At 40.2% G+C, this 26,291-nt stretch carries 24 protein-coding genes; 15 read left to right on the plus strand and 9 right to left on the minus strand.

The annotated features are described in order from the left end of the window. The first annotated feature begins 273 nt into the window (after positions 1–273). The 9 genes from BMW86_RS21720 to BMW86_RS21760 all read left to right on the plus strand — a co-directional run bounded on the left by BMW86_RS21720 (position 274) and on the right by BMW86_RS21760 (position 14,395). Complete coding sequence (locus BMW86_RS21720; protein ID WP_089785737.1) at positions 274–3,606, plus strand: SusC/RagA family TonB-linked outer membrane protein; 3,333 nt, start codon at positions 274–276, stop codon at positions 3,604–3,606. Positions 3,607–3,629: 23 nt separating this feature from the next. Continuing rightward, on the plus strand, positions 3,630–5,567 hold the full coding sequence (locus tag BMW86_RS21725) for a RagB/SusD family nutrient uptake outer membrane protein (protein WP_089784048.1): 1,938 nt from the start codon (positions 3,630–3,632) through the stop codon (positions 5,565–5,567). A 16-nt stretch (positions 5,568–5,583) separates the two neighbouring features. Then, positions 5,584–6,786, plus strand: coding sequence for a DUF5000 domain-containing lipoprotein (locus BMW86_RS21730; protein WP_089784049.1), 1,203 nt, complete (start codon positions 5,584–5,586; stop codon positions 6,784–6,786). A gap of 36 nt (positions 6,787–6,822) precedes the next feature. After that, the gene (locus BMW86_RS21735; protein ID WP_089785739.1) at positions 6,823–8,040 is read left to right on the plus strand and encodes a DUF4998 domain-containing protein; all 1,218 of its coding nucleotides are present in this window, start codon (positions 6,823–6,825) and stop codon (positions 8,038–8,040) included. Positions 8,041–8,264: 224 nt separating this feature from the next. Next, positions 8,265–10,652, plus strand: a complete 2,388-nt coding sequence (locus BMW86_RS21740; protein WP_089784050.1) for an ABC transporter permease — start codon at positions 8,265–8,267, stop codon at positions 10,650–10,652. A gap of 37 nt (positions 10,653–10,689) precedes the next feature. Continuing rightward, entirely contained in the window at positions 10,690–11,271 is a 582-nt protein-coding gene (locus BMW86_RS21745; protein WP_089784051.1) for a Crp/Fnr family transcriptional regulator, read from the plus strand. A 60-nt stretch (positions 11,272–11,331) separates the two neighbouring features. Beyond that, complete coding sequence (locus BMW86_RS21750; RefSeq protein WP_089784052.1) at positions 11,332–12,276, plus strand: L-histidine N(alpha)-methyltransferase; 945 nt, start codon at positions 11,332–11,334, stop codon at positions 12,274–12,276. Positions 12,277–12,278: 2 nt separating this feature from the next. Next, a complete protein-coding gene (locus tag BMW86_RS21755) occupies positions 12,279–13,256 on the plus strand; it encodes a zinc-binding alcohol dehydrogenase family protein (RefSeq protein ID WP_089784053.1) in 978 nt (325 codons plus the stop codon). Positions 13,257–13,414: 158 nt separating this feature from the next. Then, positions 13,415–14,395, plus strand: coding sequence for a fatty acid desaturase (locus tag BMW86_RS21760; protein ID WP_089784054.1), 981 nt, complete (start codon positions 13,415–13,417; stop codon positions 14,393–14,395). Between the two features lie 15 nt (positions 14,396–14,410). On the opposite strand, the gene BMW86_RS21765 is transcribed toward BMW86_RS21760, so the two are convergent. Genes BMW86_RS21765 through BMW86_RS21800 form a run of 8 tightly spaced genes read right to left on the minus strand, consistent with a single transcriptional unit; the run spans position 14,411 to position 19,381 of the window. After that, entirely contained in the window at positions 14,411–15,037 is a 627-nt protein-coding gene (locus BMW86_RS21765; protein ID WP_089784055.1) for a LysE family transporter, read from the minus strand. 1 nt (position 15,038) lies between these two features. Further along, positions 15,039–16,697: an NRDE family protein gene (locus BMW86_RS21770; protein WP_089784056.1), complete on the minus strand. Its 1,659-nt coding sequence runs from the start codon at positions 16,695–16,697 to the stop codon at positions 15,039–15,041. Continuing rightward, positions 16,685–17,155, minus strand: coding sequence for a hypothetical protein (locus BMW86_RS21775; protein ID WP_089784057.1), 471 nt, complete (start codon positions 17,153–17,155; stop codon positions 16,685–16,687). The genes BMW86_RS21770 and BMW86_RS21775 overlap by 13 nt, the downstream gene beginning before the upstream one ends. After that, positions 17,139–17,555: a DoxX family protein gene (locus BMW86_RS21780; protein WP_089784058.1), complete on the minus strand. Its 417-nt coding sequence runs from the start codon at positions 17,553–17,555 to the stop codon at positions 17,139–17,141. The genes BMW86_RS21775 and BMW86_RS21780 overlap by 17 nt, the downstream gene beginning before the upstream one ends. Positions 17,556–17,557: 2 nt before the next feature. Beyond that, on the minus strand, positions 17,558–17,995 hold the full coding sequence (locus tag BMW86_RS21785) for a YHS domain-containing (seleno)protein (RefSeq protein ID WP_089784059.1): 438 nt from the start codon (positions 17,993–17,995) through the stop codon (positions 17,558–17,560). A 3-nt stretch (positions 17,996–17,998) separates the two neighbouring features. Beyond that, positions 17,999–18,451 carry a YHS domain-containing (seleno)protein gene (locus BMW86_RS21790; protein WP_089784060.1) on the minus strand — a complete coding sequence of 151 codons (453 nt, stop codon included), beginning with the start codon at positions 18,449–18,451 and terminating at the stop codon, positions 17,999–18,001. A 47-nt stretch (positions 18,452–18,498) separates the two neighbouring features. Continuing rightward, positions 18,499–18,777: a hypothetical protein gene (locus BMW86_RS21795; protein ID WP_089784061.1), complete on the minus strand. Its 279-nt coding sequence runs from the start codon at positions 18,775–18,777 to the stop codon at positions 18,499–18,501. Between the two features lie 10 nt (positions 18,778–18,787). Further along, the gene (locus tag BMW86_RS21800) at positions 18,788–19,381 is read right to left on the minus strand and encodes a sigma-70 family RNA polymerase sigma factor (RefSeq protein ID WP_089784062.1); all 594 of its coding nucleotides are present in this window, start codon (positions 19,379–19,381) and stop codon (positions 18,788–18,790) included. 169 nt (positions 19,382–19,550) lie between these two features. Here BMW86_RS21800 and BMW86_RS21805 point away from each other — a divergent pair, with 169 nt between their 5' ends. Both BMW86_RS21805 and BMW86_RS21810 read left to right on the plus strand, forming a co-directional pair. Next, entirely contained in the window at positions 19,551–20,852 is a 1,302-nt protein-coding gene (locus BMW86_RS21805; RefSeq protein WP_089784063.1) for a spondin domain-containing protein, read from the plus strand. A 112-nt stretch (positions 20,853–20,964) separates the two neighbouring features. Continuing rightward, complete coding sequence (locus tag BMW86_RS21810; RefSeq protein WP_089784064.1) at positions 20,965–21,891, plus strand: hypothetical protein; 927 nt, start codon at positions 20,965–20,967, stop codon at positions 21,889–21,891. A 2-nt stretch (positions 21,892–21,893) separates the two neighbouring features. Here the strand turns inward: BMW86_RS21810 and BMW86_RS21815 are convergent, their stop codons facing one another. Beyond that, the gene (locus BMW86_RS21815) at positions 21,894–23,012 is read right to left on the minus strand and encodes a metallophosphoesterase family protein (RefSeq protein WP_255372976.1); all 1,119 of its coding nucleotides are present in this window, start codon (positions 23,010–23,012) and stop codon (positions 21,894–21,896) included. Between the two features lie 30 nt (positions 23,013–23,042). On the opposite strand from BMW86_RS21815, the gene BMW86_RS21820 reads away from it, so the two are divergent. From BMW86_RS21820 to BMW86_RS21835, 4 genes are read left to right on the plus strand one after another with little or no spacing between them, the layout of a single operon-like run. Continuing rightward, positions 23,043–23,600, plus strand: coding sequence for a TetR/AcrR family transcriptional regulator (locus BMW86_RS21820; RefSeq protein WP_089784065.1), 558 nt, complete (start codon positions 23,043–23,045; stop codon positions 23,598–23,600). A 48-nt stretch (positions 23,601–23,648) separates the two neighbouring features. Beyond that, positions 23,649–24,518: an NAD(P)/FAD-dependent oxidoreductase gene (locus BMW86_RS21825; protein WP_089784066.1), complete on the plus strand. Its 870-nt coding sequence runs from the start codon at positions 23,649–23,651 to the stop codon at positions 24,516–24,518. Between the two features lie 12 nt (positions 24,519–24,530). Then, positions 24,531–25,343, plus strand: a complete 813-nt coding sequence (locus BMW86_RS21830; RefSeq protein WP_089784067.1) for an alpha/beta hydrolase — start codon at positions 24,531–24,533, stop codon at positions 25,341–25,343. Between the two features lie 56 nt (positions 25,344–25,399). Next, a complete protein-coding gene (locus BMW86_RS21835) occupies positions 25,400–26,290 on the plus strand; it encodes an alpha/beta hydrolase (RefSeq protein ID WP_143056656.1) in 891 nt (296 codons plus the stop codon). Position 26,291: the final 1 nt, after the last annotated feature.

Consider the following 26,291-nt stretch of genomic DNA (forward strand, 5'->3'; position numbering starts at 1 on the left):
ATTTTGACAATTATTTTTCAATTTTCTTCACCCGGTTTATAAATCTGTCGTCTTTATAGAGTAGCCAATTGTTATGAAGGACAAAATGAGTTCCATGTTATAGTTAAAATCAACCAAATAAGGAAAATGAAAAGAATTATCCCGTTAATGAAAATTGCGAGTCGAGATTTTGCGCGCAAAAAAATCAGTATTACAGCCTTTTTGCTCTTTTTTCTAAATTTCACGATGTATGCTCAGACTGTTACTCCCACAGTCACCATAAAAGGGAATAATATGACTCTGGAACAGATATTCCAGTCTATTGAACAGCAGACTGATCTGACGTTTTTTTACAAAGAAGCCCTCTTAAAGAGTGAAATAATCAATGGTCCGTTAAATTATACGGATGCTAAGGTTACCACTGTCCTTAATGAGGTACTAAAAGGACACAATTTGACATATGAGCTGAAAAAAAATGTGATCCTTATTAAAAGAGAGGAGAAGATTGCTGCAGAGCCAGGTAAACCGGCAGAAAAGCAGCATCAGGAAATCGCACAGGATAAACAGATCTCCGGGAGGGTGCTTTCTGAGGATAACAAAACTCCTTTGCCAATGGCTACGTTATTGCTGAAGGGAACCACCAATGGTGTTACAACAGACCAGAATGGGTATTTTAAATTAAAAGTGGTGGGGAACAGCAAAACACTGGTTGTTCAATATATAGGTTATATAGCCAAAGAAGTAAACATCGTAAATGGTGTGAATGATTATGAAATAGTACTTTCTCCCAAGGATAATACTATAAAAGATGTGGTGGTAGTTGCTTATGGAACACAGAAAAAAACAAGTCTGGTTAGCTCCATCACCAGTATCGACCCAAAAGAACTCAAAGGACCCTCTTCCAACCTTACCACTATGCTGGCGGGAAGGATAGCCGGTATTATCTCTTATCAGCGCAGTGGTGAACCAGGAGCAGATAATGCGCAGTTCTTTGTAAGGGGAGTAGGTACTTTTGGGGCGGGTAAAGTTGATCCGCTTATATTAATAGATAATATAGAATCGTCTTCAAGAGACCTGGCGAGGTTGCAACCTGATGATATTGGAGGTTTCTCCATACTCAAAGATGCAACAGCTTCATCCTTATATGGAGCAAGAGGTGCAAACGGGGTGATATTGATCACTACCAAAACAGGTGGCGCCGGGAAAATGAAATTCAACGTGCGTATGGAGAATTCAACTTCTTCCAATACCCGGAATTTTGCACTGGCCGATAATGTAACTTATATGAAACTGGCGAATGAGGCTGTGCTAACAAGAAATCCTCTTGGTGCATTACCTTATTCTCAGAATAAAATCGATCATACGGCTGCCGGAGATGATCCATTACTATATCCTAATAATAACTGGATAGAACAACTCATTAAAAATCGCACCAACAATCAAAGAGTTAATATAAATGCCAGCGGTGGTTCTGATAAGTCTAAGTATTATCTGGCCATGACATATAATGTGGATAATGGTATTCTGAAAGAAAACTCATTGAATAATTTCAGCAATAACATTAAGCTGAGATCTTATTCGCTTTTATCGAATGTTACATTAAACCTCACAAAAACAACAGAAGCGCTGGTGAGCCTTAAAGGGCAGTTTGATGATTATAACGGTCCTATTGGTGGTGGTGCTGCTACATTCTATAACGCTATATGGAGCAATCCTGTGGCGTTTCCGGCAGTTTATCCGGCAAGCTTATTACCATATGCAAAACATCCGCTGTTTGGAAATGCATTAATACCAGGAGGAGGAGGGTTGTATGTTAATCCATATGCGCAATCTCTTTCCGGTTTTCAGGCAACCAATACCAGCACCATGACTGCGCAATTGAGTTTAAAGCAAAACCTGGATGTTGTTACGCCAGGTTTGTCTGTGAGAATGATGGCCTATACCAGCCGGTATGCAAATTTTGCAGTAACCCGTCAGTACAGTCCTTATTATTATATGTCCAGCGCAGTAGATGGGAAATTCAGTGGCTTAACCCTGATTAATGATGGGGCCTCCGGAAGTGTTGGTACAACACCCACTGAATATTTAACGTATAATCCCGGTGATAAAAATGTGAATACTACCACATACGGGGAAGCGGCTATTAATTATGCCAGGATATTTAATGATAAACATAGTGTAGGTGGTATGCTGATAGGTACCATCAGAAATTATCTTACAGGGAATGCATCTACCCTGCAATTGTCTTTGCCAGCAAGGAACGAAGGCGTTTCTGGCAGGTTTACCTATGGATATGATAATCGTTATTTGTTAGAGTTTAATTTCGGATTCAATGGTTCAGAACGTTTTGCTGCGAATCACCGCTTCGGTTTTTTCCCTTCAATAGGTGGTGGATGGATAGTATCTAACGAAAAGTTTTTTAAGCCATTAACAAATACAATTAACCAGCTTAAGTTCAGATTCACATATGGCCTGGTAGGTAATGATCAGATAGGTAGTGCAACGGATCGTTTCTTCTATTTATCTGATGTGAATTTAAATGGTGCTGCTGCCGGATACTTTGGTACAAACTTTAATTATAGCAGACCTACTGTAGATATAAACCGTTACGAAAACCAGAATATTACCTGGGAACTGTCCAGACAAACCAATCTTGGAATGGATTTAATCCTCTTCAAAGATCTGACAGTAACAGTAGATGCATACCAGCAGAATCGTAGTAATATTCTGATGGTAAGAAGTACAATGCCTACCTCAATGGGTTTACAGGTAGATATTTCGTCTAATGCAGGTAAGGCTACCAGTAAGGGAGTAGATCTTGCGCTGGATTATCATAAATCATTTAATAATTCTTTATGGATACAAACACGGGGTACTTTAACTTATGCAAAGAGTAAACTGTTAGTAAATGAAGAACCTCAGTATGCTGAGAATAACAAGAATTTATCAAAAGTAGGTAATTCCCTGGGGCAGATCTATGGCCTTGTTGCAGAGAAGCTGTTTATTGATCAGGCGGAAGTGAATAATTCTCCTGTGCAATATGGGAGTACAATGGCGGGAGATATTAAATACAGAGATGTAAACGGGGATGGAAAAATTACCAATGCAGATTATGTACCTATTGGTTTCCCTACTACTCCGGAAGTGATATATGGTTTTTTGTTCTCAGTGGGGTATAAGAATTTTGATATCAGCGGTGCCTTTCAGGGTTCTGCCAGATCATCATTTATTATCAACTCAGCAAATACTACTCCTTTTTATCTGAATGGTGGTAATCAGAATGGCTTATTACAGGTGATTGCTGATAATCACTGGTCTGAAGATAACAGGAACTCTTATGCTTTCTGGCCACGTTTAAGTAATACACTTTCAGAAAATAATACACCAGTATCTACCTGGTGGTTAAGAGATGGTTCATTCTTACGATTAAAATCTGCCGAAATCGGATATAATATTCCCAGTCAGTTTTTGAAACGGTTCCATTTGAGTAGCGGACGTATCTATGTAAATGGGATGAACTTATTTACTATCAGCGCCTTTAAACTCTGGGACCCGGAAATGGGTGCTTCAGGGCTGGGATACCCTATTCAAAAGGTATTTAATACCGGATTGACAGTTGGATTTTAAGTTTTAAATAAAGAACTAATTATATGAAGGATAATAAACTTGTTGGCAGGTATTACAAGATGTGCTTCTTAATACTTTCAGTGTTATTGGCTATTTCCTGCAAAAAATCTTTTCTGAATGTAGTACCCGATAATGTGGCTACAATAGACAATGCTTTCACCTCTAAAACAGAAGCCGAAAAATATTTATTTACCTGTTATTCTTATTTGCCGGTAGATTATGACCCTACATACAATGTAGGTCTTTCTGCAAGCGATGAGGTTTTCGTGCTTGATCCCACAAATAATATCAGATCTACCAACGTGTTACGGTTAGATTATGGAGATCAGAATACCTCAGATCCGATCGCTAATTTCATGAGCGGCGGCAGAGATGGAATAGCATCTTATAAAGCTATCAGGGATTGTAATATATTTTTAGAAAACGTAAGTAATGAAAGTAAGATACCGGACCTCGATATAGATACCAGGAACAGGTGGATAGCAGAAGCGCAGTTTCTGAAAGCGTTTTATCATTTTGTGATGTTCAGGGCATATGGCCCTATTCCGGTAATAGATAAGAATTTGCCTATCAGCGCTTCACTGGAAGAGGTATATGTGAAACGTCAGCCGGTAGATAGTGTGGTGAATTATATTGCCAGTCTGCTGGATATGGCTGCCGTAAATCTTCCTTCAAGTATCAATAATATATCCTCTGAACTGGGACGTATTACAAAGCCTGCGGCATTAAGTTTAAAGGCAAAACTATTAGTAACAGCAGCAAGCCCTTTATTTAATGGTAATTCAGACTATGGCTCATTCAGAAATAAGGATGGTGTGGCGCTCTTTAATCCTGCTTATAGTGTGGAGAAATGGCAGAGAGCTGCAGATGCATGTAAAGCAGCTATAGATTTATGCACTGCGCAAAATATACAGTTATATACTTTCCCTGCACAGACGATACCGCTTAGTACTACTACCATGACTCAAATGAGTATCAGGAATTCAATGAGTGAACCCTGGAACGATGAGTTAATATGGGGATCTACCAGTGGTGTTAGCTGGGGCTGCACCTTTTTACAGCGTTGCGGGATAGGGCAGTTCGATTTTAATAATGCAGTGGCTTCGAAAACCGGCGGTCACCCTTTATTAGGTCCTACTATTAAAATGGCAAAGATGTTTTATACGAAAAATGGTGTTCCGATCGATGAAGATAAAACACTGGATTTTTCGAATATTGCTGCACTGAGGGTTGCCACTCATGAAGAAAGGTTTAATGTTAAAGAAGGTGAAACAACGGCAAGATTAAATTTTGACAGAGAGCCAAGATATTATGCTGATCTGGGATTTGACAGAGGCATCTGGTATATGGCAAACAGTCCGTCAAAAAGTGATGAAAATACTTTCTGGCTGATGGCCCGCGGTAGTGAATTAAGTCAGTCTTCACCAGTACCTATCGCCGGATTTTATATGAAAAAGACAGTGAACTGGCATATGGACTGGAATACACTCACTTATCCCCCTTATCCATATCCTGAAATGCGACTGGCAGATCTGTATCTGTTATATGCAGAGGCTTTGAATGAAGTACAGGGCCCTACTGCAGATGTATTGGATTATGTTAACAGGATAAGGGCAAGGGCTGGTTTACAAACAGTAGAAAGTTCATGGACAAGCTTTAGTAAAAATCCTACTAAATATACAACCAAAGATGGTATGCGCTCTATCATTCAACGGGAGCGTGGCATAGAGCTTTGTTTTGAAGGGCATCGCTTCTGGGACCTGTTACGCTGGAAAACAGCAGCACAGGAACTGAGTGGAAATATAACAGGTTGGGTTGTAAGCGGACAAACAGCTGAGTTGTATTACCGTGAGGTGTCTTTCCTGTCGAGACATTTTGTATCTCCCCGCGATTATCTGTGGCCAATACAGGAGAATGATCTGCTCGTGAATCCAAACCTGGTGCAAAACCCTAACTGGTAAAATAAAATATTAAAGGATGAGACTAATAAAACTATCATATATAACGCTACTATTAATAGTTGTAGCAGCCTGTAAGAGAGACGAATTAAACAAACCGATTGTCACTAATACAAACCCTCCGGGGCTTATATCCGGTATATCGGTAGTAAACCTGAATGGTAAGGCAACGCTTACCTATACATTACCGGCAGATGAGGATCTTTCTTATGTAAAAGCCGTGTATGAAACTTCACCGGGACAAACCAGGGAAGTGAAAGCCTCTCATTATGTGAATACATTAACAGTAGATGGTTTTGGAGATACGCTGGCTCATACTATAAAACTGTATTCGGTGAATTCCAGTGAAGTATCCTCAGGGGCTGTCACAGCAACTGTAGATCCTTTAACCCCTGCCGTGGACCTGGCACTCAGGTCATTGCAGGTGGTGGCTACTTTTGGTGGGTTTAACCTTACCTGTAACAACCCTACACTGGAAAATCTGGCCATTATCCCTTTGGTGGATTCTGCCGGGAAGGGACAATGGATACAGACCGTTGGGATGGATAATGTGTATAGTAACAGTCCGGTTATTACCAGCGCTGTAAGAGGACAACCGGCGGTAGAAAGAACATATGCTTTTGTGGTAAGAGACAGGTGGTTAAATTTTTCAGATACATTATTTGTAAAACTTACGCCTATATTCGAACAGTTGCTGCCGAAATCAGACTGGAGCAATTACGTATTACCCAATGATGCTACCATTCTTAATAATGGAGGTCGTACAGATGTGCCATATATTTATGATGGCAACTTCCACCCGGGATGGCCACAGTGCTTATTTACAGTAGAACAGGCAGGCAGTTCACAAATGGTAACGCTGGATCTTGGCAAGGCACATATCCTTAGCCGTATGCAGGTAAACCCATACCTGGAAGTGGGGAATAATTATTATGTAAGAGGAAATGTAAAAGATTTTGAAATATGGGCGTCTAATAGTCCGGATTTAAGTGGCAGCCTGGATCCCAGCTGGACCAAACTAACCACCTGTCATGTTATGAAACCTTCCGGATCTGCTTACGCAACGGAAACAACGGCTGATCAGACTTTGGCGTACAATGGCTGGCAGTTTGATTTCCCTGCCGGACAAATCGCCTACCGCTATATAAGAATAAGAAGCTTGTCCAACTGGCAGGGATCTTATTTTATAAATATTGCAGAGTTTACATTATGGGGTAATTAGTAATTGTGCAAACTGATAAATGATAATTTAAAACAGATGAAACAACATAAAATTACAACTTACTATATAATAGCATCGCTGGTGTTAATCATAAGCGCCTGTTCTAAAATGGATGATTACAAGGATAAATACATGGCCGGAGGAGCTATCACTTATCCTGGAAAAATGGATTCAGTCGTGGCTTATTCCGGTAACGGCAGGGTAAAGATTACCGGCCTTTTTACATCCGATCCGAAAATCGTTAAATACAAGGTGTTCTGGAATAGCAGGCAGGATTCAATAGAAGTGCCTGTTACAAGAACTTCCGGCGTAGATACTCCCAGTGTAATCATCCCTGATTTGCCGGAAGGATTGATGAATTTTGAAATAAGGACTTATGATGCCAAAGGTAATATCTCTATTCCTGTGAATACTTCAGCTAACGTCTTTGGTACCTTGTACCAAAGTGCGCTTATTAACCGCGGAATCGCCAATGCAGAAATGCAGCCTGACGGTTCCGCGTTGATTAGCTGGGCGGATGTAAGTAAAGATGCAGGTATAATGAATATGCAGATTAAGTACGCTGATAACACAGGTATGATGCATGATACCCTGATCATATCGGATCTGACAGGCTTAACTACTTCATTGCCTGCTTTCAAATCAGGTAATGCCATTAGTTACCGTACAGCTTATCTGCCCAATGCTACAGCTATTGATACATTTTATACTGCTTATGAGGTACATACTGTAAAAGCCGATGTAACCAGTCTCTATTTGACTAATACAGGTCCTTTTGACAGAGCTACCTATGATGGCGGCAGATGGGGAACACTGGCTGCTCCCTGGATTACAAGCGCGAATGTGATTAACCATTCGGGTTATGGCGGATACGCTTCTGAACCCTGGTTAAATATAGGAGGATGCCTGGTAATGGAATCGGGATGGGGTGGCACTGCTAACATTGTGAACGGGAAAATTACTCAAACAACTACTCTTCCGGCAGGGAATTATATTTTCCAGGTTAACTGCTATACTGAAGCGCTCGATCCGGTTTATATTGTGGCTGCTGCCGGTACCACATTGCCTGATATCAGTGATCTTTCAACGGCATTGGGGTACACTACATTTCCAACTAAAACGGGGACAACTGCTACCATCCAGTTTACGTTTACGCTGGCACAGCAACAACAGGTTACATTAGGGTTTTTAGCTACGATGGTATCGGGTAACCAGTATTGGAGAGTCCCTTCGCTGAAGCTTATTAAAAATTAGCTGGTCATATAACACGGTTCCATACACGAATACCGGGAACCGGAGATTGTCAGGGGGTATCATTAGATGCCCCCTGATTTTTTATGACCACAATCGGACAGTCTGCGTTCCATAAACGGACAGTTGAAAATAATAAATGGATATACATCGTTGATTTGTAATTATATAGGAATCTGGCATCTTCTTGGTTCTTCCAGACCAGTTTCCTATATAAATTGCAATTCATGCTAAAAAGCTACTTCAAAATCGCCTGGCGGAACCTGTTGAAAGACCGTCAGTTTACCTTTCTCAACCTGGTAGGGTTATCGACAGGGTTAGCTTGTACGCTGCTGATCTATCTCTGGGTGATGGATGAATTGAATGTCGATAAGTTTCACGAAAATGATGCCCGGCTTTTCCAGGTGCTTGTAAATAGTGAGAATGCCGGTGCTATAGGAACAGGCTCACAAACACCTGGTCTTTTGGCACAGACGCTGGCCAAAGAGATGCCCGGTGTCAGATATGCTGTGGCTACCGCCCCTACAATAGGATTGAAGAAAACGACCCTGTCTGTCGGTGAGAATGTTACAAAAGCCGTAGGACAATATGCCGACAAGGATTATTTCAATATGTTCTCCTGGCATCTGATACAGGGGAGAAATACAACCGTACTGGCAGATAAGAATTCCATTGTTTTGTCGAAGGACCTGGCCATGAAACTGTTTAACCGCACAGATAACGTTATCGGTAAAACAGTAGTATGGCAGCAGGATAAACCTTATACAGTTTCCGGTATCTTTGAAGGAACGCCCGCTAACTCTTCCGTCCAGTTTGATTATATACTACCTTATGAAGCTTTCCTGGATGCCCGCCCTTATGAGAAAGATTGGGGGAACGCAGATCCTTACACGTACCTGATGCTGGATAAGGACGTAGACTGGCAACGATTTAGCCGGAATATTGCAGGTTTCCTCAAAACAAAAGATCCAAAGACTACCAACACTTTATTTCTCCGGCCTTTTTCAACAGGTTACCTGTACAACCAATATGAAAATGGTGTACAGAGCGGTGGAAGAATAGAATATGTGAGGTTATTTTCATTGATAGCTGCCTTCATATTAATTATAGCCTGTATTAATTTCATGAACCTGGCAACAGCAAAAGCTGCGGGAAGAATGAAAGAAGTGGGGATTAAAAAAGTAGTAGGCGCAGGCAGGGGAGCATTGATTCTGCAATACCTGGGAGAATCCATGCTGATGTGTTTTCTGTCGTTGACGGTAGCGCTTGTTCTCGTTATATTTCTCATTCCTCCTTTTAATATCATCACCGGAAAGCAACTCGCTCTTCATTTCGATATAAGGCTTATTTTGTCGATACTGGGAGTGGGTATATTTACGGGTCTCATTGCGGGTAGTTATCCTGCATTCTATCTTTCAGGCTTTGCACCGGTAGCTATTTTAAAAGGGAAGCTCAAAAATTCAGCAGGAGAGAACTGGCTCCGGAAAGCATTGGTTGTATTTCAGTTCACCCTGTCTGTAGTGTTCATTATAGCGGTGATCGTTGTGTACAGACAGATTGTTTTTATACAAACGAAGAGCCAGGGTTTTAATAAAGACAATGTCATTAGTTTTGACATAGAAGGGAAATTCTCTACACCGGCAGAAGTCAGTGCTTTTCTTTCTTCAGTACAAAATTTTCTGCGGGAAGTTAAAAATGTTCCGGGTGTGATAAACGCCTCCAGTATGGACCATGAGAGCATCATAGGGGATTATGGTACTTTCGGGCTGAATTGGGAAGGAAAGGACCCTAAGAATAATATTAGTTTCGGGAACATTGGGATTAATTATGGAATGATAGAGACGCTGGGAATGCAAATGGCGGCCGGTCGCAGCTTCTCCAGTGCGCTCAGTTCCGATAGTGCTGAGATTATATTCAATCAGGCAGCTATTGACAGGATGGGCCTTAAAAACCCGATTGGGAAGAAGATCAGAATATGGGATAAAGACAGGACGATTGTCGGGATCATTAAAAACTTCCATGTGGAATCTCTTCATGAAAATGTGATGCCTTTTGTTTTGAGGCTGGAACCCCTGGAGACCTATTGTATTCTGGCAAGAATTAAGACCGGAGAGGAGACAAAGGTTATTGAACAGATCCGGACCCTGTATCAGAAATTCAATCCGGGTTATGTGTTCGATTATAAATTTCTGGATCAGGACTACCAGGCGCAGTATGTGGCGGAAAAAAGAGTAGCGGTATTGTCCCGGTGGTTTGCCGGACTAACGATCCTCATATCCTGCCTGGGCTTGTTTGGGTTAGCCGCTTTTACTGCCCGGAAAAGACAGAAGGAGATAGGGATCAGGAAAATAGTGGGTGCAACAATAAGTAACGTACTGATGATGCTTACCATGGACTTTCTGAAGTTGGTAGGGATCGCCGTGCTGGTTGCTTTCCCTCTGGCCTGGTGGGCCACTGACAGATGGTTACAGAGTTTTGCCTACCATGTAAGTGTGGGAGCCGACATCTATTTAATAGCCGGAAGTTCAATTATTTTTATCACGTTATGCACGATTAGTTTTCAGGGAATTAAGGCCGCAATCGCCAATCCGGTACAAAGCTTAAAAACGGAGTAATATAATCTTTGTATCTTATGCCCAAATCGCGATAATTGTGTCATTAAATCAACTATTATCCAGTATCGGCAATATTATTCCACTCAATAAATCAGAAAAAGAAGAGTTATCTCAAAGAGTGGTTGAAAGGAAGATTAAGCGAAAGCAATTTATTTTACAGGAAAGCGATATCTGCAAACATTATACATTTGTAGCAGAAGGATATTGCAGAAAGTATAAGGTGGATGATAAAGGTACAGAACACAACCTGCAGTTTATAGCGGAGAACGACTGGATAACAGAAATAAACAGTTTTTATTTTGAAACCCCCAGTCGTGTTTTTATTGAGGCAATGGAACCTGCAGTTATCCTTCAGATAAGTAAACCTGATCTGATTTATTTGTATAGTAGCAGCCCCAAATTCAACCGGATTTTCAGAGTGATTATTGAGAACCGGTTTGCGGAATTGGAAGAAAGAGTACTACATAATATAAGCTCTACCGCAGAGGAAAGATACCTGGCTTTTATCAGGACATATCCTCAACTTTCATCAAGAATCCCCAACACGCAAATAGCCTCCTATCTGGGCATCACCCCGGAGTTTTTAAGTAAAATAAGAAAGAACCTTAAACTAGTTTAAGTATAATTATTAAAATAGTTTATTTTCTGTCTGCCCGATCCGGGGGATCTTTGCGGTCTTATGGAACTACAGATAGCACAAACAGCCTTCAGAACGGATATAATAAAAGGGTTATCATCTCCTCAGAAGTTTTTGTTACCCAAATACTTTTATAATACAGAAGGAGATAGAATCTTTCAGCAGATCATGCAAGCTCCGGAGTATTATATCACCAATGCTGAAGATGAAATATTGGATTGCCAAAGTGATGAGATCTTAAAAACCAGCATGCAATTATTCCCTACATTTGATATTGTTGAACTGGGAGCCGGTGATGCTACCAAAACAATACATCTTCTGCAGGAAGCTGTACGACTGGGCGCCAGTGATCATTATTACCCCATTGATATTTCACGTAATACGATAGATTACCTGCATACGGCTTTGCCATCACTGGTGCCGGGAATGCAAATAACAGGTTTGGAAGGGGAGTATATCCCTATGTTACAGCAAGTACCTCTAACAAAACCCAAACTGGTTTTATTCCTGGGTGCAAACATTGGAAACATGCTGCCAGATGAAGCCCTGGCATTTTGCAAAAGGATTTTAAATAAAGGAGATATGCTGTTAACCGGCTTCGATCTGAAAAAAGACCCTCAGAAAATTCTGGCCGCATACAATGATAAAGCCGGCTTTACAAAAGCATTTAACCTAAATTTACTGGTGCGTATCAATGATGAATTAGGCGCCGATTTCAATACCGCTCACTTTACGCATTATCCCCTGTATGACCCGGTAACAGGGGCTTGTAAAAGTTATCTCATCAGCAGGATAAAACAACAGGTGACACTGGATGATGGCACTACTTTTAGATTTGAGAAGGATGAACCTGTTTATATGGAAGTATCGCAAAAATATAGTGAAAGAGAAATAGATAAAATGGCGATACAGGCAGGCTTTAAAACAATCCGTTCTTTTTACGATAGTAACCACTTATTTGTAGATACACTTTGGCAAAAAAAATAATTATGAAAGCAGCAGTTTTATATCATCCGGGACCCGCAGAGAATTTTGTTATTGAAGAGAGACCAATACCTCAGCCAGGGGAAGGACAGGTATTAGTGAAGATAAAGGCTTTTGGATTAAACAGGTCGGAGTTGATGACACGTAAGGGTTTATCGCCCAGTGTGCAGTTTCCGCGTGTATTAGGGATTGAATGTGTGGGTGAGATTGAAGCAGATCCTTCAGGGGAATATAAAAAAGGTCAGCAGGTGGCTGCTTTGATGGGAGAGATGGGCCGCGCTTACGATGGGGGATATGCCGAGTATGCCGTATTACCTAAAAGCATCATTTATCCTTTTAAGAGTACGCTGCCCTGGAAACAATTAGGGGCTTTCCCGGAAATGTTTCAGACAGTCTATGGCTCATTACACAGGTCTTTAAAAATAAAGGAAGGAGAAACCTTGCTGATAAGAGGTGGTACGTCTTCTATAGGTATGCTGGCTACACAACTGGCTAAAAATAAACATGTAACTGTTATTGCAACCACCCGTAAAGAAGAAAGCAGACAGTTACTGATGGATAACGGTGCCACACATGTACTCATAGACAATGGCCACCTGGAAGAACAACTGAAGGCTATCTATCCCGCTGGTGTTAACAAGGTATTGGAGCTTGTTGGTACAATTACACTGGCGGACTCATTAAGATGTGCCGCTGAAGGGGGGACTGTCTGTATGACAGGCATGCTTTCGGAAACATGGTCAATGCCCAGCTTTGTACCGATGGATTTAATACCATCTACCATAAACCTCACGACTTATCACAGCGACCATATCCGCATTTCTACTCACACTTTTCAGGAGTTTTTGACCGCCGTTGAGGCTGGGCAGGTGAACCTGAATGTAAGCAGAACCTTTCAACTGGAAGAGATCGTTGAAGCTCATAAATTTATGGAAAGTAATAAGGCCGGGGGGAAAATAGTAGTATTGACTTCCCATTCATAGATTAATGCCGTAACAAGATGGTTATGAGGTTTTTACTTCGAGTTCAGCAAGCAATGGATATTATATTATCCTCATAAGAAATCCATGTTTTTTCAATTATTTTTCATCTTTTATGAAAATTCATTTCTTAAATATGGATTTAAAACTATATTTAAGGTATGGATACCAATGCGAACGACTTTACATGGAGTCAAGAACCGAACCCACATCACGTTCGGGTGAGACAAATACTCAAACAACATCCTGAAATGAAGGAGCTGATCGGTAAAAATCCCTATACGATTTTTATGATTATTGGCCTGGTTTCGGCTCAGGTTGCCATTTCGTATTTTGTTAGTGATGTTTCCTGGTGGATTGTCTTTTTGGCAGCTTATGCTGTAGGCGCTTTTATCAGCCATGCTTTATGGGTAATGATACATGAAGCAAGTCATGGTCTTATATTCCGTGGAAAAGTGCCTAACCTGATGGCAGGGATATTGGCTAATCTTCCCCATATTTTCGCCAGCTCTGTTTCTTTTCAACGCTATCACCTGAAACACCATGCTCACCAGGGTGAACATGATCTGGATGCTGATTTGCCTGATTTCTGGGAAGCAAAACTGGTAAGTAACAATCCATTTAATAAAATGCTCTGGTTCCTTCTTTTCCCGGTATTCCAGGTAACAAGAACTGCCAGATTGAATATCGACCTTTTCGATCGCTGGATCTTACTGAACTGGATCATCCAGATCAGCTTTAATGTGGCACTCTTTGTATTCCTTGGCCCTAAAGCCTTTGTGTTTATGCTGGCCAGCTTCTTTTTCTCTGTAGGGCTGCATCCTCTCGGAGCCAGATGGATTCAGGAGCATTATCTGACCCTCGATCCTATACAGGAGACTTACAGCTATTACGGGCCACTGAATAAAGTAGCCTTTAATGTAGGGTTCCATAATGAACACCATGACTTCCCTTCCATTCCATGGAATAAGTTACCACAGATCAAGAGCAAAGCACCAGCTTATTATGATACGTTATTATCACATCAATCCTGGACAAAACTCTTCTTTAGTTTTATTTTCAATCCGAAACTATCGCTTTATTCACGTGTGTTAAGAAAGGAAAAAGTGAAGATTATAAAAGAAAGTGAAGTAACTGCTTAAATAGAAAAAGGCGATTCAATACTGAATCGCCTTTTTCATTATCAGTCTGTAACCCTGCATTAAACCTGTAAATAATAATGTGAACCCTAATACCCAATTAATAAGATATTGCTGCGTTTTAAGAACGTCCATTAAAAAACTCCCTATTAATCCATAGAGTATAAAAGCAGCCGCTGTTCCTGTTCCAACAGCCAGGATATAAATACTATACCCGTTATCATTCAATACCTGCCTGCTTTTTAATACGGCTGTCCAGCCCATCCAAAAAGGAAGATGCAGCGGATTAAGCAGACTAAGTAGCAATCCCGTATAAAAAGGCTGTTTTCCTGCAAGTGGCAGCACATCTGCAATGGTACGCATCTGAAAGGCTGCTTCAAGGCTTTTGAACGCAAGAAATAAAATGGCGACACATATCATCAGGCTCAGGATCTTAAATAACTGCCGTAAGCGGATCAGGCGGTCAATTAAAAATAAGGCTATCCTCACGACTATTACTTCAATAAAAATAGCTGCTACTCCAAACTGAATAGCCCCGGTAACATTATTATTAAGTGCATAATTAGCAACATTGGTGTTTAATGTCCCTATTGGCAATGTACCGATGAAACTGATAAGAAAAGCAGCAGAGAATAATTTCTTCATATCAACCAATTAATTTGAAATATTCAGCATTTTTCCTGAGCATATTCATACCGTCCTTATACGTCATATAAGTAAGCGCTTTCTTATCCTTGTTTATCTTACTGATCCGGTATAAAATCTTCCAGTGACGAATGATTTCTTTCCATGCATAAAAGATGGAATGATCATAAATATGGGTGGGTTCACTTCCTGCTCCATTCAGCTCAACGATAGAAAAGTTTTCTCCCCTGCAAAGCTCTTCCCAGCTGTTGTACATGATATCCAGTCTGCCGAAATAAAATTCAGGTATCTGCTGGCAAACCGTATCTATGACGGCGGTTAACTGATCATTGATCAGATGACTCAGATCGATAAATTTAGCGCCTCTGGCATGATTACCATAAGGAATCAGTGTAAGGGATTCTCCTTTCGCTAATACACGTCTGGACAGGTTATTATAAGTACGGCGGAGAGCAGGTAACTGTAATAAATAACGGGGATTTCTGATGATGAGTTCTTCCATTGTTGAGACACCATCTCCTGTAACGGATAAGAATTCTTTACCCACAATACCGGAAATATGTCCGCTGCCTGCTCCCGGAAATCTATAATAAAAGATGCCCACTTCATTTTTAAACGGGATATATTCCTGTAATAAAAAATCAACAGGAATCTGCCGGATATAGTCAGATAATTCTGTCTCATTATTTATCAGTTTTACCTGTACTCCCTTGCAACCGATATCGGGTTTGGCAATTACCGGATAATTAGGATGGACTGTTGATCCGGCTTTGAATGCAATTGTTTTTGGATAATATTGCTGTGGAATCAGACCGTAGATGAGCGTTTTACTTTCTAATGCAAAACCTCCGTTCTCAATCAATGGATTCGCTGTGTTGAAAAAGAAAAAAGAACGGCATTTCATACTTAACCAAAACCAGTAAAGCATGATAGGAGCGTAGATCACTTTGGAAGGCCAGTATTCCCAGTTAAAAAGCCGGATGAAGCACCTTTTTAAGCGATATGCCCGTGGGGAGAGTGTACGTGTATACTGATGCTTCAAATCGTTGTATGTCATGGTAACGTTATCTGCTGTAATATGAATATTGGTAATGCTTACAGTCTTTATCTTTTCCCCGTTCAGCTTCATATCATGATGGAAATGCAAAATTTCTTCTGTGGTTGTAGCGGATGCACCCCATTGATTAAAACAATCCTCTTTTTCAGCTGTAATTGTTTTGTCATACAGGGTAGCAGATGACCAGATATGGGCTGTTTTATTATCCAGTAATCTCTGGTGTTTTTTATCCCCGTCCCAACGGCATTCATACAATCTTCCCGAAACATATAAGATCAGTGTAAATGGCGCTATGTCATCAAGGTCTGTTTCCATGAAGCATTGTTCGGGATGGGCATCCTTTATAATGTCTAATAGTATGAGCCCGCGGCTTTTCCTGTAAGCAGGTTTAACCTGGTATTTTACAAAAGCCCCATTGAGTAAAATGACTACATCACCATTGCGTTTGGCAGCCAGCCAGCTGCCGTTCTTATCCGTATCTTTAGGATATAACAACCCGTTATATTCCTTTGGAATAATGGCTTTACTTCTGCCGATATGTTCATCCCTGTTAGAAGTAAGATGAACGCCATTTGTAGTGGGGATGAAAGTTACTGTACACATGACTGCCGGTATTTTAGTGTGGATGCGGCTACACCAAATTCACCAGGGACAACTATGTCACTGATGGTTCCTATGCCTATTCTGATGAGTGCCATGTGATGCACCATATGTTCCATATTATAGATCAATTCACGGAAATAATTAGTGGGAATATCTCCGTATTCAACATGCAGGACAAGTTGTTTATCCGGACGAAGAATGCTTACTGCCACTTCATTCATGACATTTATAGCAAAGAGTTTATCAGATTCAATAGTATGATCCCGAAGGCGTTTGTCATAATCCACTATTCCATTTTCATATCCTTTATTTAGCTCAGTAAAGAACTCAAGGATATGCCTGGTATGCTGGCCTATTGTAGCCCCGGATAATACTTTTACAGGAGTAGTATATTGTTTATCTGAGAGCGCTTCAAGTGCATGTTTTAACTGCTCCAGTAAATCAATGATAGATTGCATGTCTGAACAATTTGAAGAATGAAATAAACTGCTTCCGGAAGGTGATAAATAATATGACGGAGCTGGTGAATACCAGCAGTGCATAAATGAATAACAGACCACCATCATCCTGTACTACAATTCCCAGTTTTGTAAGATGAGAGAAAATGGCTCCGCTCATAATACCGGCAGCCAGGAAAGCGCCTATACTTGTAGTGCGTGGAATCAGCAGCAAAACAGATGCAATCAGTTCCATGATTCCTGTTCCTATCCTTCCCCATGGCTCCAGACCCAGTCTGGAGAAAATGTATACTGATTCAGGTGCTGCCGTGAATTTAAAAAACAATGTTTGTAACATGATTATGGCTGCTAAGAGCCGTAATCCCCAAATCAGTATATTAAATTGCTTGTATGTTATCATGATTATTCTTTGTTTTTGAGTGCAGGCCAGTTGGCATCAGCTTTCATAATCAGGTTCTTTTGATCTTTGGTCCACATTTCTTTTACCTTACTATTGTAATTGAAATACAGTTTATCATCTGCAATGGTCCATGTATCTATTTGTGTGGGTGCTTTATGACCATCTGCTGTTCCATACGCACAGTATCCTCCGTATTGTGGTGCGTATTTCTCAGGAGAAGATTTAAAGGCATTCATATTGTCTTTATTCGAAAAGAGCCAGGTAGCCCCTTTCCATTGATAAGAAAGACTATCAGCTCCTTTCATGGGCCTGGATGCTGTAAAGAAAGCCACAGGATCATACCCGTTAATGGCTTTGCCCGCTGTTGTGTAAACTTCGGATTTCTGTGCATTGGCATGTAGAAAGCCAAGAATGATAAGTGTTGTGAATACCAGTTTCATTTTTTACTTTTTTAAAAGGTTATTCCAGTTTGCGTCTGCTTTATTTTTAAGATTATTCTCGTCTTTATCCCAGGACTTTTTAGTGTTATTGAAGAACTTGTTGTAGAAGAGATATAACTTACCATTTATAAGCTTGAAGGTCTCAGGATCTACTTCTACTTTTTCTCCGCTGGCTCCCATAGCATAAGCGCACCAGCCACCATATTGTGGTTGATATTTTACAGGATTAGCCTTAAACAGCTCTCTGTTGCCGGCAGATGCGAAATGGTAAGTGGCGCCTTCAGTAGTGAACGCAAATTCTTTTTTACCTTCAATGGCTTTTGGGGAAGTGAAATACGATACAGGATCATAGCCTTCAATGGCTAAACCTGATTTATCCGTATTTGTTTTTTTCTGTGCAGATAAAATATTTATTGAGAAAATAAATATTACAAGAAGAGAAGTTAATTTTTTCATGATCTGATTGCAATGTTTGATGGTTTGTCGCAATCAGATCATAAACCTTACAATGTTTTTTTTATTTCTTTGTCTATACGTTGTTGCAATTCTTTCTTAAAATCATCTTCCAGTTTCATTGTTTTATATTGGGGTAGTTGAAAGAGATTTTTTACTGTCCGGTTGATCAGGATGCTTTGCTGCTGAAAGATGCGGCATATCACACAACCTGACAGATGAATTTTTAATTCTATCTTTTCACGTAGCGTGATAGTTCCAATCTGCTTTTTTTCAATCAGAAAGGTGGCTTTTTTGCAGTTGTAAGCAATTTTCTTTAATCTGTTCATTTTGGTTGATTTACTTCCAGTTTTTTTGAAGACACGCTCTGAGATTTACCTTCGTACGATGAATAATTACCCAGAAATTAGCCGGAGTAACATTTAGTTCGTCGCATATGGTTTTAGTAGATTCATCATCCATATGTTTCATTGTAAATACGGATAACCATAATGTGGGCAATTTCTGCATACACATTTGCAGGAAGCGAATAAATTCTTTGTTAAGGATCGGGTCCTCGTGTTCTATACCAAATGATTTAGGTCTGTATGCAACATTCCAGTGTCCATCTTCCTGATCAAAGAAATCATGTTGTTCAAACTCGGCATCCTCTACCTCTTTCCTTTTATTAAGACCAGACGATTTTTTCCGGTAAACGTCTATGATCTTATTTTTTAATATAGCAGTAAGCCAGGTACTTTCAGAACTTCTTCCTTCGAATTTGCTGATGCCCTGTAATGCTGCCAGAAAGGTTTCCTGTACGAGATCCCGGGATTGTTCTTCATCGTTGGTCCTGCTGAATGCATAAGCATACAGGTAGTCTGCGTATTTATTTACCCATTGCTGTGGCTCCAGCAGGTTGTTAACAGTCTTGATATCGTTGTTGACTTGCATGTTTGATTTCAAATTAATGCTTAGTCGGTTCACCCGCACAATCCTTACAAACTTTTTTTTATTTTTTTATAGCCCTTACTCTGTAAGGTTTTTAATCAGCGTCCGACCAAAGGTTTGTCTGCTATTGCAGGAACTCATTCATCATTATAAAATACAAAAAAATTAGCGTATGAATTTCAGTAGAAGAAATCTTTTATGGTTAACCGCAGTGGTTTTGCCTTTGGCTTTTACCGCTTGTAAGAAGGATAAAAATGATACCCCGGTTTCGGAAAGCGCTACCATTACTGTAGAAAATGTCCTGAACTCCCAACCACTGGTAGAATCCGGTACTTTCAAAGGTACGGGTACTCCTCCTGTGATCCTGCCTGGTCAATCAGTTTCTATTCAGTTTTCAGCCGCAAAAGGAGAGGCCATCTCCTTTGCAACTATGTATGGCTGGTCCAACGACCTGTTCTTTGCACCTGCTAACCCTGGTATCCTGGTGTATGATGCAACAGGCAATCCAATTGAAGGAGATGTTTCTTCCCAGGTAAAACTGTGGGATAACGGAACAAGAATCAACCAGGTACCCGGTGCTACGGTAAATCACCCCGGAGTGGCTGATAACCAGAATATTGTAGAGGTAAATGGTACAGATGCACAAGGTAATACTTATCTGCCCGCTTCTTCCCTGGTAAAGGCTACTTTGAAATATAACGGTAATTCCGCTTTCACACTTACCCTGGAAAATACTTCAGGTGGTACTGCTAATGAAACGCCGTTAAGTCCGGGTGTATGGTCTGTATCTTATATAGTAGGTGGTCAGTTATTGAATGCAGCCCCATTATATACCGCTGGTAAACCTACTGCAAACGGACTGACAGGCATTGCTGAATCTGGTGATAATACTGTGCTGAGTGCTTATATAAGTAGCATTACAGGCATTTTTACGCCATTATCTCCAATACTGGTAGTGGTATATAACGGCATAGATAACCCCATCTATAAAACAGGTGAGACCGACAGGGGCGAAGGTTTAAAATTAATTGCACAGCAGGGTAATGCGGATGTACTGGCGGCAGCTTTGAAGACTAAAGCCGGTGTAAAAGCGGTGTATGTGCTGGCGGCAGCTACCAGTAAGGTATTATTGCCTGTTATCAATGGAGCGGCAGGTAGCAGTGTCTCTCAGGCGATTACAGTAACACAGGGAGACCGTATTGCTATTGCTACTATGTATGGATTCTCGAACGACTGGTTCTTTGCTTCTTCCGGCAATGGCGTTGATGCTACTCAGAAAGGAGATATTTCAACCAGTATAGCATTATATGATGATGGGACCGCTATCAGTCAGTTCCCGGGTGCTGGCATTACTCAGTTTAACCTGGCTGGAACACCGCTTGCTGAAAGCAAAGCCATAGCGGCAGTACCTAATCCCAATGAGTTTACCACTTTGCCAGCTATACAGAATTTTATTCGTGTAACGATTAAATAGCTGATTTAACTCAATAGGTAGACCCTTACAGGGTTTACCTATTGAATATTTGATTAGTAAATATTAATATGTATGTTTATAGTCTTATTGTACTGAGCTGAATTAATTTATTATGAGTTTTGCCTACGAACAGGATACCTCTGTTTCTTTTTTTACTAATTGCTATGAAAACGATTGGGAACGGGTGCTGATAGAGAATCGCTTAGAGACGATGATTAAGCGCTGTAATTATGATTTCTTAGAAAGAGTACTGATCATAAATAATGTGAAGGATAGAACTAAAGTAGAGCAATACGCTATCGAAGCTGTAAGCAAAAATATTATAGATGCGTATTACTTTAGTGAAGATTACAGTGAGAGAATCCTGTCTGCATTTTCTATAGAACGGGATAGTTTCTTTTTAGATTTTTATGATGGATACTGGTACAGCATGGGCCCTCTGAGTGCTGTTTATTTCTGTAAAGGGAAATACCTGTTATACTTTACCTGCGATTGTATCATGGAGCCTAAGGCTACCTCATCAGAGTGGATAGCCGAATCAATAACTGCATTAGAAAAAGATCATTCGATATTTGTAGCGAATCCTTTCTGGAATGATAATATAGTAGAATCCAGGCATGATAAATTTAAAGAAGAGAATAATTTTATCCATGTCTCTTCTTTTTCTGATCAGTGTTTTATGGTAGAGAACAGTCGCCTGAGGGGAGATATTTATAATACCTATCATTACGCTTCTGAAAAATATCCTATCTATGCGGGTAACCTGTTTGAGAAGCGTGTGTACAGTTATATGTGCAACAATGAGTTTACCAGGATTACAAGAAATGATGTTTACTATATTCATGAGCGTTTATTAAACCATGATATAGAAGGGAAGCAACAAAGTATAGATCTCTTAAAAGAGTTTAAAAAGATCGCCTCTGTCTGCTCAAGGAAATTAAGAAAGTTTGTGTATAAGAAATTTTTAGGGCATCAGAATGTAGATTATAGTAATGCTAAAAACGGTCGTCTTGATTTCCGGATCAATGTAAAGCAGTAATTTTATTTTAATGCAGAAGAGGTATCTAACAGATGTTCCAGTGGACATTCTTCGAGAATAACCCGTGATGCATCTTTCCATTTAATCAATCTTATTTTCCCACCTTCCATTTCTATTCCCGTAATATCACCATCACTAAAACAACAACAACCGCTATTGAAATATGTATTCTTGGAATAATCTAATCTTGATGATGTATCTCCACTAAAATTCCCTGCTTCCAGCAGGGCCTCTATCTTTTGGATCTCTTCTTTATTCCCGCCTTTTTTCGCAGTCGACAGGTTCATGTACAACTGCTCTAAATGAGTAAGCGAGTTAAATACAGGTTGATGAGTATGACCGGTAATCAGGGCAAGGTTTGATTGCTGGGCCGTCCAGTTATACATGATAGTATTGTGTTCAGATTTTAGCTGGTTATCGTATGCAGGCGTATTAGGATTAATACGGAGATAAGATTGGAACGGTCCCCATATAACGGATACAAACCATTTGCTGAACAAGTTACCATCACTTTGCAGGTCGCCTTGATGGCCGTGTGTAAGAAACACATAAAATGGTGTCTTACGAAGCGTCATCTTAAAAATTACGCCTTCATATATTTTAATTCTTTGTCCGTATACCTTCTCCAGAGTTAAACCTGCTAATGGGGCATTAGCCCAATATAAATCATGGTTACCGAATACTTTGATAAAAGCATTTCGTTTGAGAAATAATTTTTCTGCTTCAAAAGTAGCAGTGTTACATTTCAGTACATCATCCAGTTTATTCTTCCAGAGTTCTTCACTATCCCCTAAATTACAATAGAGGTATTCTTCTTTATTATAATAATCCAAAGCAGCCAGATAATTTTTCTCAGAAAGTGCAAAATCATCTCTGTAATCACGTATGCCTTTATGCTGATCTGAAAAGATGATCACTTTGGAAGAGGGGGTAAAATTGAGCTTTATTCCTTTTTTGCCTGGTCTGTTCTGAATATTACTGAATAGCGTTGATAATGCTTTATGTACCCGCACCTGATCAGGTCTGGAAGCATATTTATTGGCCATCCGGATGATGGGAGCGCTAAAGATTTTTTGCAACAATTTACGCATACGGAAATAAAGATAAATCAAATGTCTCATTTTTGGGAAATTTACTTAGATTTGTAATTCATGTTAGAGGATACTAAGCAAAATATCATCAATGCTGCCATCTTCATCTTTAATGAAGATTTATCTGCACCACTGGAAAAGGTGGCAGATCAGGCAACGGTGACGCGCAGAACGCTTCACCGGTATTTCAGCAACAGGGAAGAGCTGCTGACAGCCTGTAATGAGGAAATGCAGAAGAGCTGTGGTCAGGCGATGAAAGCAGCAGAACAGCGTTCTGATGATCCATTGGTACAACTGGAGCATTTACTGTATGCCGCTATTGATTGCGGTGTTAAATATGCCTTTTTGCATAAGCTGCATCATATGCACGGGCATCAGCATGTACATAAGGATAAAGACTGCGCCAAATACGACAAGACATTTGGTAAGATTCAGCACATCATAGAAAAATTAAAGGATAAAGGAGTTATCAGTAAACTGATTACAGTAGAATGGATCTCTGTATTCTTTCCGGGTATAGTAACGGCTACTATTAATTCACATGCTTCAGGTAATATGGATAATGAGAACCTTAAGAAATTTGCATGGTTCTCTTTTAGTAAAGGAATAGGAGTGTAAAATTTTTTGTATATACATGTCTCATTTGTGAGACTTAATTAAAATAATATGAAAGATATAGTTATTATCGGTGGCAGTTATGCAGGTCTAGCTGCTGCAATGTCTATGGGCCGTGCCTTACGTAATGTACTGATTATTGATAGCGGAAATCCCTGTAATAAACAAACGCCTCATTCTCATAACTTCCTTACCCAGGATGGTCAAACGCCGGCACACATCAGGGAAACAGCATTAAGCCAGGTATTGGCATATCCTACTGTTAAACTTATAAATGATACAGCAACGGATGTTGCAGGATCTGATAATCAATTTGTAGTTACCACATTATCAGGGACTGTCATACATGGAAGGAAGATCCTGTTTGCAACAGGTATTAAGGATATTATGCCAGCTATTGAAGGGTTTTCTGCCTGCTGGGGAATATCTGTGATCCATTGCCCGTATTGCCATGGATACGAGTATAGAGGTCAGGATACAGGGATCTTCCTGAATGGAGAGATGGCTGTAGAATTTGCAGCTCTCATCAGTAACTGGACGGATAAACTCACTGTTTTTACAAATGGGAAATCTACCATTCCTGCGGGATCAATAAAGGCAGCTATAGTAGAAAAGGAGATTGCACGTGTTCATCATACAAACGGCCGAATGGAATACCTGGTGTTTACAGATGGCAGCACTCAACCACTGAATGCGTTGTATGCAAAACTGCCTTTTGTACAGCATACTACGATTCCCGCAGCGTTGGGATGTAAAATGACGGAGCAGGGTTATATAGAGGTCAATGAATTTAAGAAGACCAGTGTACCGGGTGTATTTGCCGCCGGTGATAATACAACACCTATGAGGGCTGTAGCGGGCGCTGTTGGCGCCGGCACTTTAGTTGGGGCCGTCATCGTGAGGGAGTTACTGGGGATGTAGTATATTTGTGATATGATCTACAAACTCTTCAAAATGCCATTTGTCGGCTCCTTTATGGTAAAATGGAGAAGCCCGTTAACAGATACTGAACGCCTGGAATGGCAGCCTGTTTCTGCTAAAAGTAAATCAGGTGGTATGATACAGGGGCTCTTTGCAAAAGCTAAAACAGAGGATGTAAAAGCTACTATTGTATTGGGGCATCCGATGGGGAAAGAAGCCAAAGCTTATTTTCTTAAAAATGGTTATGCTGAGTTTTTACGGAATAATGGCTTTAATACACTGGTGTTTGATTTCAATGGTTTTGGAGAGAGTACGAACGGGAGTTTTTCTTATTTTGAGGATGTACTGGCAATTGCCGCTGAAGCGAAGAAGATCACGCCTTTATTGCCTATGGGCTATCATGGTGTATCTCTTGGGGCGCAATGGGCTATCATATCATTTACAGATGCCTCACATCCTTTTACATTTGCGATAGTGGAAAGTCCTTCTGCTACTACAGAAGAGTTCTGGATTAAATATCCTGCTGCGTATAAAACATTGAAAGTCCTGAATTTCCTTTTACCCCGGTATGCAAAGAAAATCCGACCTGTTGAAAGAATAAAGGAAGTAAAGAATCTGCAATCTATGTTATTGATTTATTCTTATGCAGATGAATGGACACCTGTTGAAATGGGAGAGAGATTAAAAGCGAATAGCGCTGTACCCACTGAATTGTGGACAGTGAATGATGCCGGACATACGCTGATTATGAAATCTGATGAGCAGGAAGCCTATAAGCAGAAGATCCTGGAATATTTTAATACGGCGATCCTTTTTGGGAAATAAGTTTTAGCAAATACTGGCTTATTGTTTGCTGCAAATCTGACTAAACTTTATGTATAATGAGTTTGAGAACGATGATCCCCATTCTGCTGTTAAGTACATTAAACGTATTCTCCCAGCATAAAACAACCCTCACTTATAGTGATACATTGAAGATGGATGTATATAGCAACCAGGATATACAAGTGAAACAACCTTGTGTATTATTTGTATTTGGCGGAGGGTTTTTTATGGGACACCGGGATGCTGATTATTATACTGATTACTTCAATAAACTGGCCCAGCATAATTATAAAGTAATTTCCATTGATTACAGACTTGGATTAAAGGATAATAATAAGAAGATTTCTCCGCTGAACACCAAACCTTTGAAAGATGCTATTGACCTGGCTGTAACAGATCTCTATGATGCCACGGCTTATCTGATTAAAAACGCGGATAAACTGGGGATAGATACTTCTATGATGATGCTCTCCGGATCAAGTGCAGGAGCTATTACTGTTCTACAGGCAGACTGGGAGAAGAGAAATCATACCACTCTTACCTTACAACTACCGGAAGATTTTCAATATAAAGCCGTACTCTCTTTTGCAGGCGCTATCTTAAGTTATAAAGGCAAACCTTCTTATAAGATCCCTCCGGCGCCTACTATGCTATTTCATGGTACCGATGATAAAGTAGTTACTTATAATAAAATAAGACTTTTCAATAAAGGATTTTTTGGATCTAAGGCGCTGGCTAAGAAATTCAGGCAAAACAAATACCCTTATTATTTTCAAAGAGTAGAAGGGATGGGGCACGAAGTAGCAGGTTCCCCAATGAAGGAGAACCTGGATGATATTTTGTGGTTTATTGATACATACGTTTATAAAAAGAAGCAGTATCTGATTGAAGTTGATTTCAATGATTTGCAGCGAAAGAGGACGTTTAATATGCAACCAATGCGATAAT

The organism is Chitinophaga sp. YR573, assembly GCF_900110995.1.
In the GTDB taxonomy this organism is placed as follows: domain Bacteria; phylum Bacteroidota; class Bacteroidia; order Chitinophagales; family Chitinophagaceae; genus Chitinophaga.